The organism is Bradyrhizobium sp. SZCCHNS1022 (genome assembly GCF_032484835.1).
Lineage (GTDB): Bacteria > Pseudomonadota > Alphaproteobacteria > Rhizobiales > Xanthobacteraceae > Bradyrhizobium.
This window is the reverse complement of the sequence record NZ_JAUETT010000001.1, coordinates 2057430-2078681: the sequence shown is the minus strand read 5'-3', so window position 1 is coordinate 2078681 and position 21252 is coordinate 2057430. Positions and strand designations below refer to the sequence as shown.

At 63.4% G+C, this 21252-nt stretch carries 12 protein-coding genes; 10 read left to right on the top strand and 2 right to left on the bottom strand.

Annotated elements, in window-relative coordinates:
- The first annotated feature begins 262 nt into the window (after window positions 1-262).
- The 6 genes from QX071_RS09420 to QX071_RS09395 all read left to right on the top strand — a co-directional run bounded on the left by QX071_RS09420 (window position 263) and on the right by QX071_RS09395 (window position 7772).
- Window positions 263-3109 (top strand): bifunctional transaldolase/phosoglucose isomerase, encoded by a 2847-nt coding sequence (locus QX071_RS09420; RefSeq protein ID WP_315701093.1) that lies wholly within the window; start codon window positions 263-265, stop codon window positions 3107-3109.
- Between the two features lie 17 nt (window positions 3110-3126).
- Window positions 3127-4155: a phosphogluconate dehydrogenase (NAD(+)-dependent, decarboxylating) gene (gene gnd, locus QX071_RS09415; protein WP_315701094.1), complete on the top strand. Its 1029-nt coding sequence runs from the start codon at window positions 3127-3129 to the stop codon at window positions 4153-4155.
- Window positions 4156-4158: 3 nt separating this feature from the next.
- Window positions 4159-5673, top strand: a complete 1515-nt coding sequence (zwf, locus tag QX071_RS09410) for a glucose-6-phosphate dehydrogenase (RefSeq protein WP_315701095.1) — start codon at window positions 4159-4161, stop codon at window positions 5671-5673.
- A gap of 77 nt (window positions 5674-5750) precedes the next feature.
- Window positions 5751-6428 (top strand): 6-phosphogluconolactonase, encoded by a 678-nt coding sequence (gene pgl, locus QX071_RS09405; protein WP_315701096.1) that lies wholly within the window; start codon window positions 5751-5753, stop codon window positions 6426-6428.
- A complete protein-coding gene (locus QX071_RS09400) occupies window positions 6409-6960 on the top strand; it encodes a gluconokinase (protein ID WP_315701097.1) in 552 nt (183 codons plus the stop codon). Before pgl ends, QX071_RS09400 begins: the two co-directional genes overlap by 20 nt.
- On the top strand, window positions 6960-7772 hold the full coding sequence (locus QX071_RS09395; protein ID WP_315701098.1) for an HAD family hydrolase: 813 nt from the start codon (window positions 6960-6962) through the stop codon (window positions 7770-7772). The genes QX071_RS09400 and QX071_RS09395 overlap by 1 nt, the downstream gene beginning before the upstream one ends.
- A gap of 26 nt (window positions 7773-7798) precedes the next feature.
- Here QX071_RS09395 and QX071_RS09390 read toward each other — a convergent pair whose 3' ends face one another.
- Together QX071_RS09390 and malQ are read right to left on the bottom strand one after the other, a co-directional pair.
- On the bottom strand, window positions 7799-9610 hold the full coding sequence (locus tag QX071_RS09390) for a glycoside hydrolase family 15 protein (protein ID WP_315701099.1): 1812 nt from the start codon (window positions 9608-9610) through the stop codon (window positions 7799-7801).
- Between the two features lie 52 nt (window positions 9611-9662).
- Window positions 9663-11618 carry a 4-alpha-glucanotransferase gene (malQ, locus tag QX071_RS09385; RefSeq protein ID WP_315701100.1) on the bottom strand — a complete coding sequence of 652 codons (1956 nt, stop codon included), beginning with the start codon at window positions 11616-11618 and terminating at the stop codon, window positions 9663-9665.
- Window positions 11619-11967: 349 nt separating this feature from the next.
- On the opposite strand from malQ, the gene treS reads away from it, so the two are divergent.
- The 4 genes from treS to treZ are packed head-to-tail and all read left to right on the top strand — an operon-like array spanning window position 11968 to window position 21251.
- Window positions 11968-15267 (top strand): maltose alpha-D-glucosyltransferase, encoded by a 3300-nt coding sequence (gene treS, locus QX071_RS09380; RefSeq protein ID WP_315701101.1) that lies wholly within the window; start codon window positions 11968-11970, stop codon window positions 15265-15267.
- Window positions 15264-17408 (top strand): 1,4-alpha-glucan branching protein GlgB, encoded by a 2145-nt coding sequence (gene glgB / locus QX071_RS09375; protein ID WP_315701102.1) that lies wholly within the window; start codon window positions 15264-15266, stop codon window positions 17406-17408. Before treS ends, glgB begins: the two co-directional genes overlap by 4 nt.
- A gap of 4 nt (window positions 17409-17412) precedes the next feature.
- Entirely contained in the window at window positions 17413-19488 is a 2076-nt protein-coding gene (glgX, locus tag QX071_RS09370) for a glycogen debranching protein GlgX (RefSeq protein WP_315701103.1), read from the top strand.
- Entirely contained in the window at window positions 19485-21251 is a 1767-nt protein-coding gene (gene treZ, locus QX071_RS09365) for a malto-oligosyltrehalose trehalohydrolase (RefSeq protein ID WP_315701104.1), read from the top strand. The genes glgX and treZ overlap by 4 nt, the downstream gene beginning before the upstream one ends.
- Window position 21252 lies beyond the last annotated feature (1 nt).

The window sequence follows — 21252 nt, the reverse complement described above, 5'->3', positions numbered from 1 at the left end:
ATCCGCGATCCGGATTCATGGAAAGCGGAGAAAGGCAGCGAGCTCCGAATCGCCGAACTGCGGCGAAAGGCTATCTGCAGGCCCCGACGCGCCGAGCCGCGGGGGGCGGGCGGCTCGCATCCGCCGGGTTTTCACAGGGATCAATCCGATATGAATGGCGTTATCCGGGGTGGTAGCGCATAGTCGTCAGGGGCCCGCCCGGGCCGGTATCCTGCCCGCCCCGGAACCCAAAAAAGCAAGCCAGCGCACATAGATAGGCACCATGAATCCCGTCAAAACACTCGAACAGCACGGCCAGGCAGTCTGGCTCGATTTCCTCGCCCGCGGCTTCATTGCGAAAGGCGACCTGAAGCGGCTGATCGACCAGGACGGCGTCAAAGGGGTGACGTCCAACCCGTCGATCTTCGAAAAAGCGATCGGCAGCTCGGACGAATATGACGCGCCGATCGGCAAGGCGCTGAAGAGCGGCGACCGCTCGGTCGCAGACCTGTTCGAGGCGCTGGCCATCGAAGATATCCGGCATGCCGCCGACGTGCTGGACCCGGTCTACGATCGCTTCGACGGCAACGACGGCTTCGTCAGTCTCGAGGTCTCGCCCTATCTGGCGATGGACACGAAGGGCACGATCGCCGAGGCGAAACACCTCTGGAAAGCGGTCGATCGCAGGAATCTGATGATCAAGGTGCCGGCCACCGATGCCGGCCTGCCGGCGATCCAGCACCTGATCTCGAAGGGCATCAGCGTCAACATCACGCTCCTGTTCTCGCAGGCGGTGTATCGCCAGGTCGCCGAAGCCTATCTGGCGGGCCTCGAGGCCTACGTTGCCGACGGCGGCGATCCGTCCCACGTCGCCAGCGTGGCGTCGTTCTTCGTCAGCCGCATCGACACCATGGTTGACAAGCAGCTGGACCAGAAGATCGCTCAGGCCAACGATCCGACCGAGAAAGAGCGGCTGGCCGACCTGAAGGGGCGTATCGCCATCGCCAACGCCAAGATGGCCTATCAGGACTACAAGCAGCTATTTGCCGGGGAGCGCTGGGAGCGACTTGCCGCCAAGGGCGCCAAACCGCAGCGGTTGCTCTGGGCCTCCACCGGCACCAAGAACAAGGATTACAGCGACGTCCTTTACGTCGAGGAGCTGATCGGGCCGAACACCGTGAACACGGTCCCGCCGGCGACCCTCGACGCCTTCCGTGATCACGGCAAAGTACGCGACAGCCTCGAGGAGAATGTCGAAGACGCGCAGGCCGCGCTCGAGGAGCTGGAGCGGTCCGGTATCTCGCTCGACCAGATCACGGCCGATCTGGTCATCGATGGGGTCAAGCAGTTCGCCGATGCCGCCGACAAGCTCTATGGCGCGGTCGCGCACAAGCGGGCCAAAGTCCTCGGCGTTGAGCTTGGCGAACAGACGGTCGCAACGGCGGCCGACCTCGGCAAGAAGATCGAGAAAACCACCGAGGAGTGGCGGGCGGACGCCAAGATCCGCCGCCTCTGGTCGAGGGACTCCGCGATCTGGACCGGCCACGACGAGCATAAATGGCTGGGCTGGCTGACCAGCCCGGCAAAAGCCGATCTCGCCGATTACGAGGATTATTCGCGGCGCGTGAAAGGACAGAAATTCTCCGACGCCGTGGTGCTCGGCATGGGCGGCTCGAGCCTGGGGCCCGAGGTGTTCGCCGAGACTTTCCCGCGCAAGGCCGGCTTCCCCAAGCTGCATGTGCTCGATTCGACCGATCCGGCGCAGGTACGCGCGATGGAGAAGGCGATCGATATTTCGAAAACCCTGTTCATCGTCTCCTCGAAATCGGGCGGCACCACCGAGCCGAATGCAATGAAGGATTACTTCTTTGCGCGGGTGTCCGAGGCGATCGGCGCGGCCAAGGCCGGCCACCGCTTCATCGCGGTCACCGACCCCGGCTCGTCGTTGGAAAAGGCGGCCAAGCACCAAGGCTTCGCGCGCATCTTCTATGGCGAACCGAGCATCGGGGGCCGCTACTCCGTGCTTTCCCCCTTCGGTCTGGTGCCGGCGGCGACAGCCGGAATCGACGTCAAGAAGCTGATCACGCACGCGCTGTCGATGGTGCGCTCCTGCGGGGCCGATGTGCCACCGCACGAGAATCCGGGCGTGCAGCTTGGGCTCGCCATGGGCCTCGCGGGTCTCGAGGGCCGCGACAAGGTGACGATCTTCGCATCGCCGAAGCTTGCCGATTTCGGCGCCTGGGCGGAGCAGCTGATTGCGGAATCGACGGGCAAGGAGGGCAAGGGCCTGATTCCGATCGACGGGGAGCCGCCCGGGGAGCTCGCGCTTTACGGCGACGACCGCTTCTTCATCGACATCCGCACCGAGGGCGAACAGGACGCCGCCCATGAGGAGAAGTTGGCCGCGCTGGAACAAGCCGGCCATCCGCTGGCGCGGATCGTGGTGAAATCGATCGACCACATCGGCCAGGAGTTCTTCCGCTTCGAGATGGCGACCGCGGTCGCCGGCGCCGTGCTGGGGATCAACCCGTTCGATCAGCCGGACGTCGAATCCGCAAAGATCAAGACGCGGGAGCTCACTGCCGCGTTCGAGAAGACCGGTGCGCTGCCGGAGGAAGAGCCTGTGATGTCGGCCAAGGGCTGCGAGCTCTACACCGACGCGCACAATGCGGAGGCGCTGCGCGGGCATGGCGCCGACGGCAGCCTGGCCTCCTGGCTCAAGGCACATCTCGCGCGCGCCGGCGAACGGGACTATGTCGCCCTGCTCGGTTATATCCAGCGCAACGAAGGCAACATCGACGCGCTGCAGGCCATGCGACTCAAGTTGCGCGATGCCAAACATGTCGCCACCTGCGCCGAGTTCGGCCCGCGCTTCCTGCATTCGACCGGCCAAGCCTACAAGGGCGGCCCCGACAGCGGTGTGTTCCTGCAGATCACCGCTGACGACGCCAAGGACTTGCCGATCCCCGGCTGGAAGGCGAGCTTCGGCGTGGTCAAGGCGGCGCAGGCGCGTGGCGATTTCGACGTGCTGACCGAGCGCGGCCGCCGTGCGCTCCGCGTACATCTGAAAGGCGATTTGAAGTCCGGCCTGAAGATGCTGGATGCCGCGATCACGGACGCGCTGAGTTAAGTACAAGGAAGCAAGTGATGCAGCTCGGCATGATTGGCCTTGGGCGGATGGGCGGCAACATCGTCCGCCGCCTGATGCGCGCAGGACACTCTACCGTCGTTTATGACCGCGACCCGAAAGCGGTCGCGGCGCTCGCCGCGGACGGATCGATCGGTACCGGTGGTTTGGACGAGTTCGTTGCCAAGCTCGACAAGCCTCGTACCGTTTGGGTCATGCTGCCGGCGGGCAAGATCACTGAGGCGACCATCGAGCAACTCACCAAGCTGACGGAGCCCGACGACGTCATCATCGACGGCGGCAACAGCTTCTGGCAGGATGACGTTCGCCGCGGCAAGGCTCTGAAGGAGCGCGGCCTGCATTATGTCGACGTCGGCACGTCCGGCGGCGTCTGGGGCCTGGAGCGCGGTTATTGCATGATGATCGGCGGCGAGAAGGCCGTGGTGGACCGGCTCGATCCGATTTTCGCCGCGCTTGCTCCGGGCGTCGGCGAGATCCCGCGTACGCCCGGCCGTGACAAGCGTGACCGACGCGTCGAGCAGGGATATCTCCATGCCGGTCCGATCGGTGCTGGCCACTTCGTCAAGATGATCCATAACGGCATCGAATATGGCCTGATGCAGGCCTATGCCGAGGGGTTCGACATCCTCAAGAATGCCAGCAGCGAGGTGCTGCCGGCCGATCACCGCTTCGATTTCGATCTTGCCGATATCGCGGAGGTCTGGCGCAGGGGCAGCGTCATCCCATCCTGGCTGCTCGATCTCACCGCGATCGCGCTCGCAAGGCAGCCCAGCCTCGAGACATATTCGGGCTTTGTGGAAGATTCCGGCGAAGGCCGCTGGACAGTGAACGCCGCGATCGACGAGGCCGTGCCGGCCGAAGTGTTGACCGCAGCGCTGTTCGCCCGCTTCCGCTCCCGACAGGAACACACCTTCGCAGAAAAAATTCTATCCGCAATGCGGGAAGGGTTCGGTGGCCACAAGGAGCCCGAGCAGCATGCTGATCCGGCGCGCCAAGCGGCCCCCGAGATGGTCAAGCCAAAGGCATGAGCGATGGCGAACGGATCATATGAGTATCAGAAGCCGGACTCCTGCGCCTTCGTGATCTTCGGCGTGACCGGGGATCTCACCCATCGCCTCGTGATCCCTTCGCTCTATAATCTCGCCGCCGCCAATCTGCTGCCGGATCGCTTCTGCATCGTCGGCATCACCCGCAAAGGTATGCCGAGCGAGAAGCTGCGCGACGACCTGATGGAGGGTTTGCGCAAATTCGCGACCCGGCCGATCGAGGACGAGATCGCGAAGCGGCTGCTCCAATGCGTCACCGCGATCGAGGCCGATCCATCGGAGCCCGACAGTTTCGATGCGTTGAAGTCACGGCTGGAGAAGCTGGAAGCCAATCGCGAGACCGGCGGCAACCGTCTGTTTTATCTGGCGACGCCACCCAGCGCGTTTGCGCCGATTGCCCGCCAGCTCGGCCGCGTCGGCCTGCTGCGTGAGGAAGGCGGCGCGTGGCGGCGGCTCGTGGTGGAGAAACCTTTCGGCACCGACCTCGCCTCCGCCAAGGCACTCAACGACGAGCTCCTGAAGCTCGTGACCGAGCACCAGATCTACCGGATCGATCACTACCTCGGCAAGGAGACGGTGCAGAACATCCTGGTGCTGCGCTTTGCCAATGGCATGTTCGAGCCGATCTGGAACCGCCACCACATCGACCACATCCAGATCACGGTCGAAGAGAAGCTTGGCGTCGGCACCCGCGGCAGCTTCTATGATGCGACCGGCGCGCTGCGCGACATGGTCCCGAACCATCTTTTCCAACTGTTGTCGCTGGTCGCCATGGAGCCTCCGGCGCGGTTCGATGCGCATACCGTGCGCTCGGAGAAGGCGGAGGTGCTGTCCGCGATCCAGATCCAGACCGAAGCCGAGGCGCTGCAAAACTCGGTCCGAGGCCAATATACCAGCGGTCACATCGGCGACACCAGGCTTCCCGACTATCGCAGCACCCGGGAGGTCGATCCGGAAAGCACGACCGAGACCTATGCCGCGCTGAAGCTCACGATCGACAATTGGCGCTGGGCCGGCGTGCCGTTCTACTTGCGGACGGGCAAAGCGCTCGGCCTGAAGCGCACGGAAGTTGCGATCAAGTTCCGCCAGGCGCCGTTCGCGATGTTCAGCTGCACGCCGGTCGAGACGCTTGCCGAGAACTATCTCGTCATCGGCATCGAGCCTGCCCAGGGTATCACCCTGCAGTTCAACACCAAGGTGCCGGGGCCGTCGGTCCGCACCGACGGCGTGCAGATGAAGTTCAACTACAAGGACTATTTCCAGGCCGAGCCCGCAACCGGTTACGAAACGCTGATCTATGACTGCATGATTGGTGACAATATCCTGTTCCAGCGCGCCGACAGTGTGGAAGCTGGCTGGAGGGCTGTGCAGCCATTCATCGAGGCGTGGAAGAAGGCCGGCCATCACGGCCTGCAGACCTATGCAGCCGGCAGCGACGGCCCGGCCACCGCCGCCGAGCTGCTGACGCGCGACGGCCGCAGCTGGCGAAAGCTCGATTGACGATGTCGGGTTCAGGACGCCAGCTGGTTCGTCTCGCCGACAAGGAAGCGATGGCGAGGGCGGCCGCCGAGCACTTGTTGGCGCAGATCGATGCCAATCCAGGCCGTGTCGCAATCTGCCTCACCGGCGGCTCCAGCCCGAAACAGTTGTATCAGTTGCTGGGGGCCGAGCCCTTCCGTCGCCGCCTGCCATGGGATCGCGTCCACTGGTTCATAGGGGACGAGCGCTTCGTCGCGCCCGGCGATGCACTCCACAACATGACAATGGCGCGGCAGGCGTTCCTGGACGCCTGCGCACCGGCTGCGAATATCCACCCTATTCCGACGGGAGCAGGGGATGTGCATGAGAGCGCCCGCGCCTATCAGCGCACGCTGCAGGAATTTTACGGTGCAGATGCCCTCGATCCGGCGCGACCACTGTTCGACCTGGTGCTGCTCGGCATCGGGCCGGATGGGCATGTCGCCTCACTCTTCCCCGGCTTTCCGGCCACCGAGGTGCGCGATCGCTGGGTCGTTGGCGTCGGAAAGGCCAACGTCGCACCGTTGGTACCTCGGGTGACCCTGACCTTCCCCGCCCTGAACGCCTGCCGCAAAATGCTGTTCGAGGTGGCGGGCGCGGACAAGCGTTCGATCTTGACGCGCGTGCTTTCGGGCGAGAATCTGCCGGCCAATCACGCCCGTTCGGATCAGGAGACCATCTTCCTGATCGATGCGGCGGCCTGGCCGGAGAACTTGAGTGAACAACCTGACGTCTGACCTGCCTTCCGCACTGGTGATCATGGGCGTGTCGGGCTCAGGAAAAAGCACGATCGGCGAAGCACTGAGTGCCCGGCTCGGCTGGCGCTACGAAGACGGCGATCGTTTTCACCCCGCCGCCAACGTCGCCAAGATGAGCGCTGGCCATCCCCTGACCGACGCGGATCGGTGGCCTTGGCTGCAGGCGATCGCGGCCGAAATCGAGCGCTGCCGCGCCGCCGGCGAGCACGTCATCATTGCCTGCTCGGCGCTCAAGAAGGCCTATCGCGACATCCTCGTGCATGGCCGCGACGACATCCGCATGGTCTACCTCAAGGGCAGCGAGGCGCTCATCGCGGACCGGATAGGTCATCGCAAGGGGCATTTCATGCCGCCCGGTCTCCTTGCCAGCCAATTCGCGACCTTGGAACCACCTGCCGATCAAGAGCATCCCGTCACGGTCTCCGTCGACGCACCGGTCGAGGTGATCGTGGATCGCATCTTGCAGCAGCTCGACATCGATCCAGGCTATCAGCCAAACAGGAGTTCCTGATGTCCCGTATTGCGCTCGTCGTCTCGGACGTCGACGGCACCCTGCTGACCAAAGACAAGGTCCTGACCGATCGCGCGCGGAGCGCAGCTCAGCGCCTGCACGAGGCAGGCATCGCCTTCACCATCACCTCAAGCCGGCCCGCGATCGGCATGCGCTTCCTGGTCGAGCCGCTGCAGATCAGCCTTCCGGTCGGTCCTTTCAACGGCAGTTCGATCGTCAGCCCCAACATGGATCCGATCGAGCAGAGCCTGATCCCGCGATCGGCCGCGGAGCGCAGTCTCGATCTGTTCCATCAGTTCGGCGTCGATACCTGGCTGTTCACCAACGATGCCTGGCTGACGCGCAAGCCGGATGGCGACTACGTGCCGAACGAGAAGCGCGCGATCCGGGCCGATCCGACCGTCATCGACGACTTCTCGCCTTACGTCTCCGACGCCTGCAAGATCGTGGGCTCGAGCCGAGATTTCGAACTCCTGGTCCGCTGCGAGGGGGCGATGCGCGAGGCCCTCGGCGCCGAGGCGCTCGCCGTGCGCTCGCAAAGCTATTATCTCGACATCACCCCGCCCGGCCGCGACAAAGGCACCTTCGTCACCGCGACCGCCGAGCGGCTCGGGATTCCGCTGGAATCCGTCGCGACCATCGGCGACATGCACAACGACGTCGCGATGTTCAAGGTGAGCGGGTTATCGATTGCGATGGGCAATGCCAGCGACGACGTGAAGGGCTATGCCAGCCGTATCACCACCTCGAACGAGGATGAGGGCTTTGCCAACGCGATCGAGATGATCTTGGGCGAGAACGCCAAGCGTTAAGACGCGGGGCCGCTGTGTTTTAACTATCAGGACTCCGACCGCTGTATGGCCGGCTTCTTGCTCATGGCTTTCGCAGCGCTCAGATTGTGCGCAGTATTGATAAGCGCGATGTGCGTCAAGGCCTGCGGGAAGTTCCCGGTCTGACGCCGCGCGCGGGTGTCGTACTCCTCGGCGAGCAGCCCGACATCGTTGGCGATCTCGACCACACGCGTGAACAGGGCTTCGGCCTTCGCGGCGTTGCCCGCAAGAACATGTGCGTCGGCGAGCCACAGCGTGCAGGCCAGAAACGCGCCTTCGATCGGCTCCTGCTCATCGGCCCGCAGCTCGCGGGGGTCGTGGCGCAGCACGAAACCGTCTCGCATCAGATGACGCTCGACCGCTTCGACGGTGCCGCGAATGCGCGCGTCCGAACACGGCAGGAAGCCAACCGCCGGCAGCAACAACAGGCTCGCGTCGAGCAGTTTCGAACCGTAGGACTCGACAAAGGTGTTCAGCGCGGAATCGAAGCCTTTCGCGCACACATCCTCGTGGATCGTCTCGCGCAGGCGGCACCAGCGATCGAGCGGCGCGTCGAGATCGAACTTCTCCGCGCTCTTGATCGCGCGATCGAACGCCACCCAGGCCATCACCTTGGAGAAAACGTAGTGGCGGCCATCCCCGCGGATTTCCCAGATGCCGTGATCGGGCTCGTCCCACACATCCGTGAGATGATCCAGCACGGCGCATTCCAGCGCCCAGGTGCCATCATAGAGCTTGAGCTTGGCCATGCGCGCCTGATGGAAGGCGTCGATCAGTTCTCCGAAGACATCGATCTGCAGCTGCGCATGCGCGGCATTGCCGATCCGCACCGGCTGCGACCCTTCATAGCCCGAGAGCCACTCCGCAATCCATTCGGTCAGCCGCCGTTGTCCCATGATGCCGTACATGATCTGCATATGAGCCGGAGCTCCGGCTGCGGCGCGCAACAGCCAATTGTGCCACGCCACCGCCTCTTCGGTATAGCCGGAGTTCATCAGCGCCAGCAGGGTGAAAGTCGCATCGCGCAGCCAGCAGAACCGGTAGTCCCAGTTCCTCTTGCCGCCGAGCTTCTCCGGCAGCGACGTGGTCGGCGCCGCCACGATGCCGCCGGTCGGCGCATAGGTCAGCGCCTTGAGCGTGATGAGCGAGCGCAGCACGAGCTCGCGGCAGTGGCCCCGATAGCTGCAGTGGCTGGACCAGCTGTGCCAGAACTTTTCGGTGTCGGCGAGGGCGCAATCAGGATCGATCGGGCGCGCCGGCGGCAGGTGCGATGGCGTATAGGTCAGCACGAAGGGCACGGTCTCGCCCGTCTTGACCGTGAAGTCGGCGACCGTTGTCATGTTTTCACCGCGGGTTTCGACCGGGGTGCGCAACACCGCCATGTCCTGCCCGCAGATCGCGAGCAGCGCGGTACGGTCCTCCGAGCGCCTGACCCAGGGAATATCGACGCCGAAGCCGAAGCGAATGATCATATCCATCCGCATCGTCACAGTGCCGCTGACGCCCCGAACCATTCGGACGATGTCCGAGGCGTGGCCGCGCGGAGGCATGAAGTCGATCAGTTCGACCACGCCTTCATCCGTCTCGAACCGCGTTTCCAGGATGAGGGTGTCGCCGCGATAGCGCCGGGAGCAGCTCTTGACCTCATCCTTGGGCGCGATCAGCCAGCGACCGTTATTGTGATCGCCCAGCAGAGCTGCAAAGCAGGCATCCGAATCGAAAGCTGGCCAGCACAGCCAGTCGATCGATCCATTGCGGCTGACGAGCGCAGCGGTCTCACAATCGCCAATCAGGGCATAGTCTTCGATTCTGCAGGACATTCCACCCTCTGATGCAAACGCCCACCATGTCAGAGTGCCCCGCTCTGTTCGGTTACTTCATCGCCGCCGCACTGATCCGCTCGGCGGTTGCCGTCGTCAACGCGGTGCAGTCCACAGCGTTGGTGATGTCTTCCAATGCAACTGGAATTTTCTGGCGCCAGTTCGGATGCTCATCGATGGTGCCGGGAATATTGGGCTGATCGACCACGCCGAGCAGATCCTCCAGCGAGATGGCCAGCAGGCGGGAGCGCGTACGGGACAGGAAGCCGATGGCCGAATAGACATCGTTCTTGTGGATCGCGTTGTGCCCCAGCACCTCGTCCAGCATGCCGAGCGCACGCCAGCGTTGCTCGTCGGTCTCGCCGGGATCGATTCCCAGCGACCGCTTGGTCTTGAGGTCGCCGAACGAGCGCCAGCCGGCGTAGGTCGAGAGATCGTGTGTGTTCAGCGTCACCAGTGCATTCGGCGGGTAATAATCGACGTCACGGAAATGGCCGTTGTCTTCGCGCTCGAAGATCAGGACCTTATAGGACCAAACGCCCCAGTCGACCATCTGCTCGCGAAAACCTTGCGGCACCGTGCCGAGGTCTTCCCCGATGACCACGCATGCGTTGGCGTCGCTTTCCAGTGCAGTGGCCGCAAGCAGCGCATCGAACGGCATCTGCACATAGGCGCCTTGCCGCGCCGGAAAGCCATGCGGCACGAGATAGAGCCGCTTCAATCCGAGGACGTGATCGAGCCGGATCGCGCCGGCGTGGCGCATCGAGGCGCGGATCATCTCCCTGAACGGCTCGAACGACCTGAGCTCGAGACCCGGCGCATTGAAACCGGCAAGGCCCCAGTTCTGTCCGAGCGTGTTCAACGGGTCGGGCGGCGCGCCGACCGATAAGGTTCGCGAGATCGCCTCCTGCTCGTTCCAGGCATCGAAACCGTCGGCCTGCACGCCCACGGCCACGTCGAGATAGAGCCCGACCTTCATGCCGAGCCGGCCGGCGAGCTCCTTACAGGCGCGCAATTGGCGCTCAGCAAGCCATTGCACATAGGCCACGAAGTCGGCTTCGTCGCGCTCAGGGCCTTGCAGCAGCTTACGGCATCGGGCCGCATCTGGCTGCCGCCATTCCTGCGGCCACTCCCACCAGGGCTGATTGAACCGGTGACGCAGCACCTCGAAGCAGCAGAACCGTTCGAGGAGCTCGCCGCGTTCAGCGCGATAGGCTGCGAACTCAGCCGCATCCGCGGCCGCACCGCCACGACGAAAGGCGGCGAAAGCTGCGCGCAAGGCCGGCCACTTCAAGGCCGCAACGTTCTTATAATCCACATGCTCGGTCTGCCTGACGGCCTTCAGCCCGGCACGATCGATCCCGCCCTGGAAACCCGGCGCCTTCTCGACATCGATGTAAAGTGCATTGAGAAACAGCCGGCTGTTCGGCGCATAAGGACTGAAGTCCCCGGGCCGGTCGTCGAACAGCGCATGCAGCGGATTGAGCCCGACCCCATCGGCCCCGAGCTGCGCGCCAAGCTCGACCAGGCCGGCAAGATCGGTGAAATCGCCCATGCCCCAATTGCGGCCGGAGCGAATGCTGTAAAGCTGCACGGCAAGCAGCCAGCCGCGGTCGAAGTCGCCACCGAATGCCTTCTGCGGTGCCACGATCAGCGGTAGCTCCTCACGGCACAATGACGCATCGATGAGTTGCAGCCGATAGGAGCCGACAGGAAGATCGTCCGGCCACTCGATCATCGGCTCGTCGGCCTTGCCGACCGCAATCGGCTCGTCTCCGCTTCTGATGGTCCAGCTGACCGGCAGCTTGGCGGCCTCGCCGAGCCGACTGCGCGCCGGCTGACCGGTACGAATCACCACGGTGCCGTCGAGCAGCCGGCGCGGCGTCGGTTGGGGAAAGGCTTCGATGATGATCTTCAGCGCTGCTTCATCGGTGACATGGCGGCGCCCCTGACCATCGAAAAATTCGGTCAGGATTCCGAGGCTTTGGGCTTGGCTGAAGAGATCCATTCGGCACGCAGTTTCCCCGCAACGGGGTCAGACGTCACGGAATTGTTGTGGGACCACAAGAGGATAGTCTCGCCTAACGCACCGCCCGGCCTTGGGTTCCGCAGGGAACCAAGGCCGGACGAGCGGCTTTGTATAGGGTCGGCGTCTCGTTTCGGCAACGAAACGGGACGTCAGTTTCTTGTCAATGGCATCACCGTGAACAAATTCTCTCAAACCGTCGGGAGCGGCTCCATTCCCGACCGATTTTCCCCTATTTTGCCCTCTTGTCGGGAGAGCCGCATCCGGCGGATCGAACCCACCTTTCTCTCTGTCCGCCACTTCGTCCGCAGCTGAGAAGCGTGAGGGTCTCATGAACCTTTTGTCGTCCCTGGATGCGACCGATCTCGCCCCCGACCTGGAAGGCGACGGCCTCTGGTACAAGGATGCCATCATCTACCAACTGCACGTGAAGGCCTTCGCCGACAGCAACAATGACGGCATCGGCGACTTCGTCGGGCTGACCGAGAAGCTCGATTATCTGCAGGACCTCGGCGTGACGGCACTCTGGCTGTTGCCGTTCTATCCCTCCCCCGGCCGCGATGACGGCTACGACATCTCCGATTACGGCAGCGTCAATCCCGATTTCGGGACGATGAAGGATTTCAAGCGCTTCATCCAGGAGGCGAAGCGCCGGGGCTTGCGGGTGATCACCGAGCTCGTCGTCAACCACACCTCGGACCAGCACCACTGGTTCAAGCGCGCCCGCCGAAGCGCGCCGGGCTCGAGTGCCCGCAACTGGTATGTCTGGAGCGATACCGACCAGAAATATCTGGGCACGCGGATTATTTTTACGGACACCGAGAAGTCGAACTGGACCTGGGACCATGAAGCCGGCCAGTTCTACTGGCATCGTTTCTTCTCGCACCAGCCGGATCTCAATTTCGACAATCCGCGCGTGGTCAACGCCATCATCCAGGTGATGAAGCGATGGCTGGACGCCGGCGTCGACGGCTTCCGGCTGGACGCCATTCCCTATCTCTGCGAGCGTGATGGCACCAACAACGAGAACCTTCCCGAGACGCATGCCGTCATCAAGCGGCTCCGGACCGAGCTCGACAATTACGCGCAAGGCAAGCTCTTGCTCGCCGAAGCCAATCAGTGGCCGGAGGATGTGCAGGAATATTTCGGCCAGGGCGACGAATGCCACATGGCCTATCATTTCCCGCTTATGCCGCGCATCTATATGGCGATCGCCCAGGAAGACCGTTTTCCGATCACCGACATCCTGCGCCAGACCCCGGACATTCCGACGAACTGCCAATGGGCGCTGTTCCTGCGCAACCATGACGAGCTGACGCTGGAAATGGTTACCGATGTCGAGCGCGATTATCTGTGGTCGACCTATGCCAACGATCCGCGGGCGCGGATCAATGTCGGCATCCGCCGCCGGCTCGCCCCCTTGATGGATAATGATCGGCGCAAGATCGAGCTGATGAACTCGCTCCTGCTGTCGTTCCCGGGCACGCCGATCATCTATTACGGCGACGAGATCGGCATGGGCGACAACATCTATCTCGGCGACCGCAACGGTGTACGCACGCCGATGCAGTGGACGCCGGACCGCAATGGTGGCTTCTCGCGCGCCGACCCTGCCCGGCTCTACGCGCCGATGATCATGGACCCGGTCTATGGCTATGAGGCGGTCAATGTCGAGGCGCAGTCGCGTAGCCTGTCCTCGCTGTTGAATGCCACCAAGAAGCTGATCTCGGTGCGCAAGAGCACGCTCGCCTTTGGCCGCGGCGCCATGAGCTTCATCCGGCCGGCCAACCGGGCGGTGCTCGCCTATGTCCGGCAATATAAGGATGAGGTGATCCTTTGCGTCGCCAACCTCTCACGCTCGGCGCAGGCGACCGAGCTCGATCTCTCCGCATTCAAGGACCGCATCCCGATCGAGATGCTGGGCCGCTCGCGCTTTCCCGCGATCGGCGAGCTGCCCTATATGATCACGCTGGGGCCTTACGGCTTCTACTGGTTCCAACTGAAGGAGCGCGACAAGTCCGAGCCGGTCGTCCAGCGCGTGGTGCCGGAATTCGAAACGCTGGTGGTGCCGCTCGGCTCCACCTGGGTGTCGCTCGCGCGCACCCGCAGCGTCTTCGAGCGCGACGTTCTACCGGGCTTCCTGGCACGGACCCGCTGGTACCCCGTCCACCAGGCAGAGGAGATTCATCCGACGCTCACCGCCGCGATTCCATTCTGCGATATCGGCGACAATCGGCCCTGGCTGATCTTTTTCAAAGCCGCGGAACGGCCGCAGTCGCTTCGCTATCTGCTGCCGATGCAGATCGAATGGGTGCGCTTCGACCGGGAGCGTTACAATCCGCAAGCCTTTGCCGCCGTCCGCCAGGGCGCGCGCGAAGGCACCTTGCTTGATGTCCCGACCAGCCCAATCTTCCTGGCGCTGCTGCTGCGCAATCTGCGGCAGTCGCTGACGGTGGAAGAGAACGGTCTGCGGCTGGAATTCCGCCCGACCAGCAGATTTCCCCACAAGCCGATCCGCGAAACGGACCAGATCAAAGTCATCGAGACCGATCGCTGCAGCAGCAAGGCCGTGGTCGACAGCGCGTTCTTCATCAAGATCTACCGCCAGCTCGAGGCCGGCCCACATCCCGAGATCGAGATCGGCCGCTTCCTCACCGAGATCGCCCCCTTCCCCAATGTCCCGCCGCTGCTCGGCAGCGTCGAGCTGATCCACGAGGACGAACATCAGGCGGTCGGGATCGTACACGGCTTTATCGAGAATCAGGGCGACGGCTGGACCGTGAGCGCGGCTTACCTCGATCGTTTCATCGACGAACAGCGCATCCGGGCGACGAACGACGACCCGCGCTCGAGCCAGGAACAGCCGCCTTACCTGCGCTATATGATGCAGGCCGGCCGTCGCGTCGGCGAACTGCACGCCGTGCTCGCATCGCGCGCAGACCTCCCTGATTTCGCGCCCGAATCGATCCGCCCCGATGATATCGAGCATTGGGTCGACGGCATCCGCGCCCAAGCCGACCGGGTGTTCGCGACCTTGAGTGAGCGCCGTGACCGCTTCAAGGACGCCGACCGCGCCCTGGTCGATCAGGTGCTCGCAAGACAGTCAGATCTCTCCGAGCAGCTCGGTGCGCTGCGGCCCCAGGACATTGATGGTCTCAAGATTCGCGGTCATGGCGACTTCGATCTGAGACAGGTCCTGATCGTGAAGGACGACATCTTCATTGTCGACTTCGACGGCGACGAAGAGCTGCCGCTCGCCGAGCGCCGTCGCAAGACGCCGCCGGCGCGCGACGTTGCCGGCTTCGTCCGGTCGATCGATTGCTCGGCGCGGGCAGCGCTCGAGCGCGCCCTGGCCACCGCTTCCGACGATCATGGCCGGCTCGGTACAGCGCTGATGGCTTGGCGTGATCACGCTGTCGCCGCCTTTCTGGCCGGATACCGCGAGATCAAGGCGAATCAACGCCTCTGGCCGGCCGATCCACACGCGGCCGAGGCAATGTTGCGCTTTTTCATGCTGGAAAGGGCTGTCGCAGAACTCGATTATGATCTGGCTCACCGGCCAGATCGGCTGCGTATTGCTTTCAGTAACCTGCTTCGCGTTATGTCTCTGTCAGCCAGCGAGTCCTCATGACCCATCTTTCCCCCGAGGCGTTTGCGATCATTGAGGGTCGGCATGCCGACCCGTTTCGCTATCTCGGCCAACACCTAGTTGAGGATAAGACGGTCGTCCGCGCGCTGCTGCCCGAAGCGTCGCGCGTTGACGTGGTCGGCGAACACGGTGAGGTCGCGCCGCTGGCGCGTATCCACGAATCCGGCCTGTTCGCCGGGGCGATCGCAGGCGGCCCGCAACGCTACCGCCTGCGGGCGCATTTCGGCGAGCACGTGGTCGACCTCGATGATCCCTATCGCTTCCCGCCGATCTTGAGCGATTTCGACCTGCATCTGCTCGGCGAGGGCACGCACCAGCGGTTCTACGACAAGCTCGGCGCACATCCGATGGTGCTGGAGGGCGTCGACGGCGTCGGTTTCGTCGTGCTCGCGCCGAACGCACGGCGGGTCAGCGTGGTCGGAGATTTCAACTTCTGGAATGCGCGGCGGCATCCGATGCGGGTGCGGGGCAATGGCTACTGGGAGCTGTTTATTCCGCACGCCAAGACCGGCGACAAATACAAATTCGACATCATCGGCCCGCATGGCGAGCACCTGCCGCTCAAGTCGGACCCGATGGCTTTCGCGGCCGAACTGCGCCCGAAGACGGCTTCGATCGTGATCGACGAGACCAGGCTGCCGCACCCGCAACCGGCGCCATCCGGCATCAACGCGCTGGACAGGCCGATCTCGATCTACGAAGTGCATCTCGGCTCCTGGCGACGCAAGGCGGGGGATCAGTGGCTGAGCTATCGCGAGCTCGCCGAGCAATTGCCGAGCTATGCCCGCGACATGGGCTTCACCCATATCGAGTTCTTGCCAGTCAGCGAGCACCCGTTCGACGGCTCCTGGGGCTACCAGCCGACAGGCCTGTTCGCGCCGACCAGCCGGTTCGGCAGCCCGGAGGACTTCTGCGCTCTCGTCGATGCCTGTCATCGTGAGGGGCTCGGCGTCTGGCTCGACTGGGTCCCCGGCCATTTCCCCGACGATCCACATGGGCTCGGCCATTTCGACGGCACCGCGCTTTATGAGCACGCCAACCCGATGCAGGGCCGCCATCTCGATTGGGGCACCCTGATCTACAATTATGGCCGCACCGAAGTTGCGAACTTCCTGCGCTCGAACGCGCTGTTCTGGCTTGAGCGCTATGCGATCGACGGGCTGCGCGTCGATGCCGTCGCATCGATGCTCTATCTCGACTATAGCCGTCCCTCGGGCGGCTGGATCCCGAACAAATATGGCGGACGGGAAAATCTCGAGGCCATCGAGTTTCTTCGTCGCGTGAACACCGAAGTGTTTCATCATTTCCCCCAAGCCACCACCGCGGCGGAGGAATCCACGGCCTGGCCGCAAGTGTCACGCCCGGTCGAGCTCGGCGGCCTCGGCTTCGGCTACAAGTGGAACATGGGCTGGATGCACGACACCTTGCGCTACATCAGCAAGGATCCGATCCACCGCAAATATCACCACGGCGAAATCCTGTTCGGCCTGCATTACGCATTTTCCGAGAATTTCATCCTGCCGCTCTCGCACGACGAGGTCGTGCACGGCAAGCGCTCGATCCTGGGCCGGATGCCGGGCGACGACTGGCAGCGCTTTGCCAACCTGCGCACCTATTACAGCTTCATGTTCGGCCATCCCGGCAAAAAGCTCCTGTTCATGGGATGCGAGCTCGCCCAGGAGCGCGAATGGAACCACGATCAGTCGCTCGACTGGCATCTCCTCAGCCAACCGAAATATGCCGGCATCCAAGCGCTGATCCGAGACCTCAACCGGCTCTACCGCAATCAGCCTGCGCTGTACGAGCGCGATTGCGAGCCGGACGGTTTCGAATGGCTCATCACCGACGATGCCGACCGCAACGTGTTCGCCTGGCTGCGCAAGGGGCGCGACCCGCGCGCGCGCTGCGTCGTCGTCGTGAATTTCTCGCCGAACGTGTATTATAACTACAAAGTCCGCGTGCCCTTCGGTGGCATATGGCGGGAAGTTTTCAATTCGGATTCCGTTCATTACGGCGGCAGCAATGTCGGGAATGTCGGCGAGGTCCATGCCTCTGAAGGTCAAAACGAGCTCAACCTCATCCTCCCTCCCCTGGCAGCGGTATTTCTCGTCCCGGAAGGCTGACTCGATGCGGCTGTTGGCCGGAACTCCCACCCGTCTCGGTGCAAGCTGGGACGGGCGAGGGACCAATTTTGCATTGTTTTCAGCCAACGCAGAAAAGGTCGAACTCTGCCTGTTCGACAGCCAGGGCCGGCGCGAAATCGAGCGCATCGAGCTGCCGGAACGGACCGAGGATGTCTGGCACGGCTATCTCAACGACGTGTCGCCGGGACAGCTCTACGGCTATCGGGTCTATGGCCCTTATGAGCCCGAGCGCGGCCACCGGTTCAATCCGCACAAGCTGCTGCTCGATCCCTATGCCAAGCGGCTCGCCGGCCGCCTGGTCTGGAGCGATGCCCATTTCGCCTATCGCGCCGGAAGCCCGCGGGAGGATCTCTCCTTCGACCGGCGCGACAATGCACGCGGCATGCCGAAGGCCGTCGTCGTCGACGAGACCTTCAATTGGGGGCGGCGCGAGATGCGCCCCTCGATTCCATGGGAAGACACGATCATCTACGAGGCCCATGTCAAAGGGCTGACCATCAAGCGCGAGGATGTGCCGCCGAACCTGCGCGGCACCTATGGCGGGTTGTCGTCGCCGGCCATGGTCAAACACCTCAAACGGCTCGGCGTCACGACCATCGAGCTGTTGCCGGCTCACGCCTTCATCGACGACCGCATGCTGGTCGAGAAGAAGCTCGTGAACTATTGGGGCTACAACACGATCTCCTATTTCGCCCCTGAGCCGCGCTATGCGCAGGACAATCCGCTCGATTCGTTCAGAACGATGGTGGCGAGGCTCCACGATGCCGGCATCGAAGTGATGCTGGACGTCGTCTACAATCATACGGCCGAGGGCAATCACCTCGGCCCGACACTTTGCTATCGCGGGATCGACAACGCCTCCTATTATTGGCTGAAGCCGGACAATCCGCGCTACTATGACGACTTCACCGGCTGCGGCTCATCGGTCAACCTGACCCATCCGCGCGTACTGCAGATGGTGATGGACTCGCTGCGCTATTGGGTCGAAGTCTGCCACGTCGACGGTTTCCGCTTCGATCTTGCAACCACGCTGGCACGCGGGTCACGCGGCTACGACCGCTCCAGCGGCTTCCTCACTGCGGTCCGTCAGGACCCCGTCCTGTCCGGCGTGAAGCTCGTCGCCGAACCCTGGGACGTCGGTCTCGGCGGCTATCAGGTCGGCGCGTTTCCCTCGCAATGGTCGGAATGGAACGATCGTTATCGTAGCGCGATGCGCCGCTACTGGAGCGGCCAAGGCAGCCTGATCGGAGAGGTGTCGAGCCGGATGACCGGCTCCTCCGACCTCTTCAATCACGACGGTCGCACCCAGCGCGCCAGCGTCAATCACGTCACCGTCCATGACGGCTTCACCCTGGCCGACCTCTTCAGCTACAATTCCAAACACAACGAAGCCAACGGCGAAGACAATCGCGACGGCTCCAACGACAACCATAGCAACAATTGCGGTGTCGAGGGCCCGACTGACGATCCCGCGATCAACGCATTGCGCCGGCAGTTGCGCAAGAACCAGCTCGCCTGTCTGTTCCTCGCGCAAGGCCTGCCGCTTCTGCTCGCAGGCGATGAGGTCGGCAATTCGCAGAATGGCAATAACAACGCCTACTGTCAGGACAACGAGGTCGGCTGGGTCGATTGGAGCGGGATGGGCGGCGAGGGCGACGATCTCATCGACTTCATCGGCCATCTGACCGAGCTGCGGCGTCGATTCGGCCAGATCCGCGCACGCCGATGGCTCGATGGCCGGCGCCCGGATGACAGCTTCGGCGTGCTGTGGCTCACTCCCTCCGCGGAGGAAATGACGCAGGCGGACTGGACATTTCCTGACGGTCGATTTCTCGCCTATGTGCTCGGTCCGGTGGAACCGGAGCAAGCTCCGATCTTTATCGTTCTGAACGCTGCCCCCGAACAGATCGGATTCAAATTGCCTAAGCTCGCCGAATACAAGACGTGGCAACAGGTGCTCAATACCGCGGAAGTCAAGCAGATGCCGGTTGACTTCGCTTCCGGCACCGAGCTCGAGGCACCACCCCGCTCGGTTCTGGCTTTTGCGGGCCTGTCATGAGGCCCCGTCAGTTTGGTCCTCACCTGACCAAGGACGGCGTCTCATTCCGCCTCTGGGCTCCTGGCGCCAAGCGCGTGGATCTTGTGCTCGACACGCTGCGGCCGATGCAGCGCACTGAAGACGGGTGGTATGTCCTCCACGTGACGGGCCTCGGCGCCGGCGCGCGCTACAAGTTCCGGATCGATGACGATCTCGATGTGCCGGACCCCGGCTCGGACTTCCAGCCAGAGGACGTTTCCGGCCCGAGCGAGGTGATCGATCACGCCAGCTTTCCTTGGCGCGCCAAGGACTGGCGCGGCCGCCCGTGGCAGGACGCGGTGTTTCTGGAAAGCCATGTCGGCGCTTTCACACCTGACGGCACCTACCGCGCCATGATCGACAAGCTCGACCACCTGGTCGAGACCGGCATCACGGCGCTCGAGCTGATGCCGCTGGCGGACTTCGCAGGCTGCCGCAACTGGGGCTATGACGGCGTGCTGCTTTATGCGCCCGACAGCAGCTATGGCCGTCCCGACGATCTGCGCACCCTGATTGACGAAGCGCATCTGCGCGGGCTGATGGTGTTCGTGGACGTCGTCTACAACCATTTCGGCCCGGAAGGGAATTATCTCGGCCGCTACGCGCCGACCTTCTTCACCGATGCGCATACCCCCTGGGGTGCGGCGATCGATTATGGCCGGCCCGAGGTGCGCGCCTATGCGATCGAGAACGCGCTGCACTGGCTGTCCGACTACCGCTTCGATGGGCTCAGGTTCGATGCCATCAACCATATCCTGACGCCGCCAGGCGAGGTGCCGATGCTGCACGAACTCAGCGCGGCGGTCGGCGAATTCGCCGAGCAGAGCGGACGGCACATCCATTTGGTGCTGGAAAATGGCGACAATCGCGCCAGCATGCTGGATTCGAACGAGGAGCCGCCGCGCGGCAAGTTTCGGGCGCAATGGAACGACGACTATCACCACGTCTGGCATGTGATGCTGACCGGCGAAAGCGCCGGCTATTATGGCGACTATCAGGACTCTCCGCGCGACGGTCTCGCGCGCGCCCTCGGCTCCGGCTTCGTCTACCAGGGCGAGCGCGCCGCGTTCTGGGGTGGTGAGCCCCGCGGCGAGCCGAGCGGTCACCTCGCACCCGGCGCCTTCGTCAACTTTCTGCAAAACCACGACCAAATCGGCAACCGCGTATTCGGCGACCGGCTCGAAGCCTTGGCAAAGCCGGAGGGCATTGCCGCCGCGCTCGCAGTGACGCTGCTGGCGCCGACAGTGCCGATGCTGTTCATGGGCGAGGAATGGGGGTCAACGCGAACCTTCCCGTTCTTCTGCGACTTCAAGGGCGACCTCGCGCACGCCGTGCGCAAGGGACGCCGCACCGAGTACGAGTGGGCCTACGCCAAATATGGCGACGAGGTGCCGGACCCGCTCGATATCGAAACGTTCAAATCAGCCGTCATCGATTGGGACGCCTGCAATGCAAGCCCGGGCAAGGAACGCCTGGCGCTGGTCCGCGGGCTGCTGACGCTGCGCCACAAGGAGATCGCGCCAAGGCTTCCCGGCGCGCATTTCGGCGAGGCCCATGTCAGCGACGAAGGACTCCTGACTGCTTACTGGGTCATGGGCGACGGTACCAAATTGCGCCTGCTCGCCAATGTTTCAGACAAGGAGATCGCTGGCCCTTCATCGCCTTTACCGGGCACGCTGATCTGGGGCGGACCACCCGCGGATCGCCTGCCACCCTGGTCGGTGTACTGGAGCATCGGAGGATAGC

Coding starts and splice junctions, on each gene's coding strand:
- QX071_RS09420 (WP_315701093.1), top strand. CDS start 263: ATGAATCCCGTCAAAACACTCGAACAGCACGGCCAGGCAGTCTGGCTC.
- gnd (WP_315701094.1), top strand. CDS start 3,127: ATGCAGCTCGGCATGATTGGCCTTGGGCGGATGGGCGGCAACATCGTC.
- zwf (WP_315701095.1), top strand. CDS start 4,159: ATGGCGAACGGATCATATGAGTATCAGAAGCCGGACTCCTGCGCCTTC.
- QX071_RS09395 (WP_315701098.1), top strand. CDS start 6,960: ATGTCCCGTATTGCGCTCGTCGTCTCGGACGTCGACGGCACCCTGCTG.
- QX071_RS09390 (WP_315701099.1), bottom strand. CDS start 9,610: ATGTCCTGCAGAATCGAAGACTATGCCCTGATTGGCGATTGTGAGACC.
- malQ (WP_315701100.1), bottom strand. CDS start 11,618: ATGGATCTCTTCAGCCAAGCCCAAAGCCTCGGAATCCTGACCGAATTT.
- treS (WP_315701101.1), top strand. CDS start 11,968: ATGAACCTTTTGTCGTCCCTGGATGCGACCGATCTCGCCCCCGACCTG.
- glgB (WP_315701102.1), top strand. CDS start 15,264: ATGACCCATCTTTCCCCCGAGGCGTTTGCGATCATTGAGGGTCGGCAT.
- glgX (WP_315701103.1), top strand. CDS start 17,413: ATGCGGCTGTTGGCCGGAACTCCCACCCGTCTCGGTGCAAGCTGGGAC.
- treZ (WP_315701104.1), top strand. CDS start 19,485: ATGAGGCCCCGTCAGTTTGGTCCTCACCTGACCAAGGACGGCGTCTCA.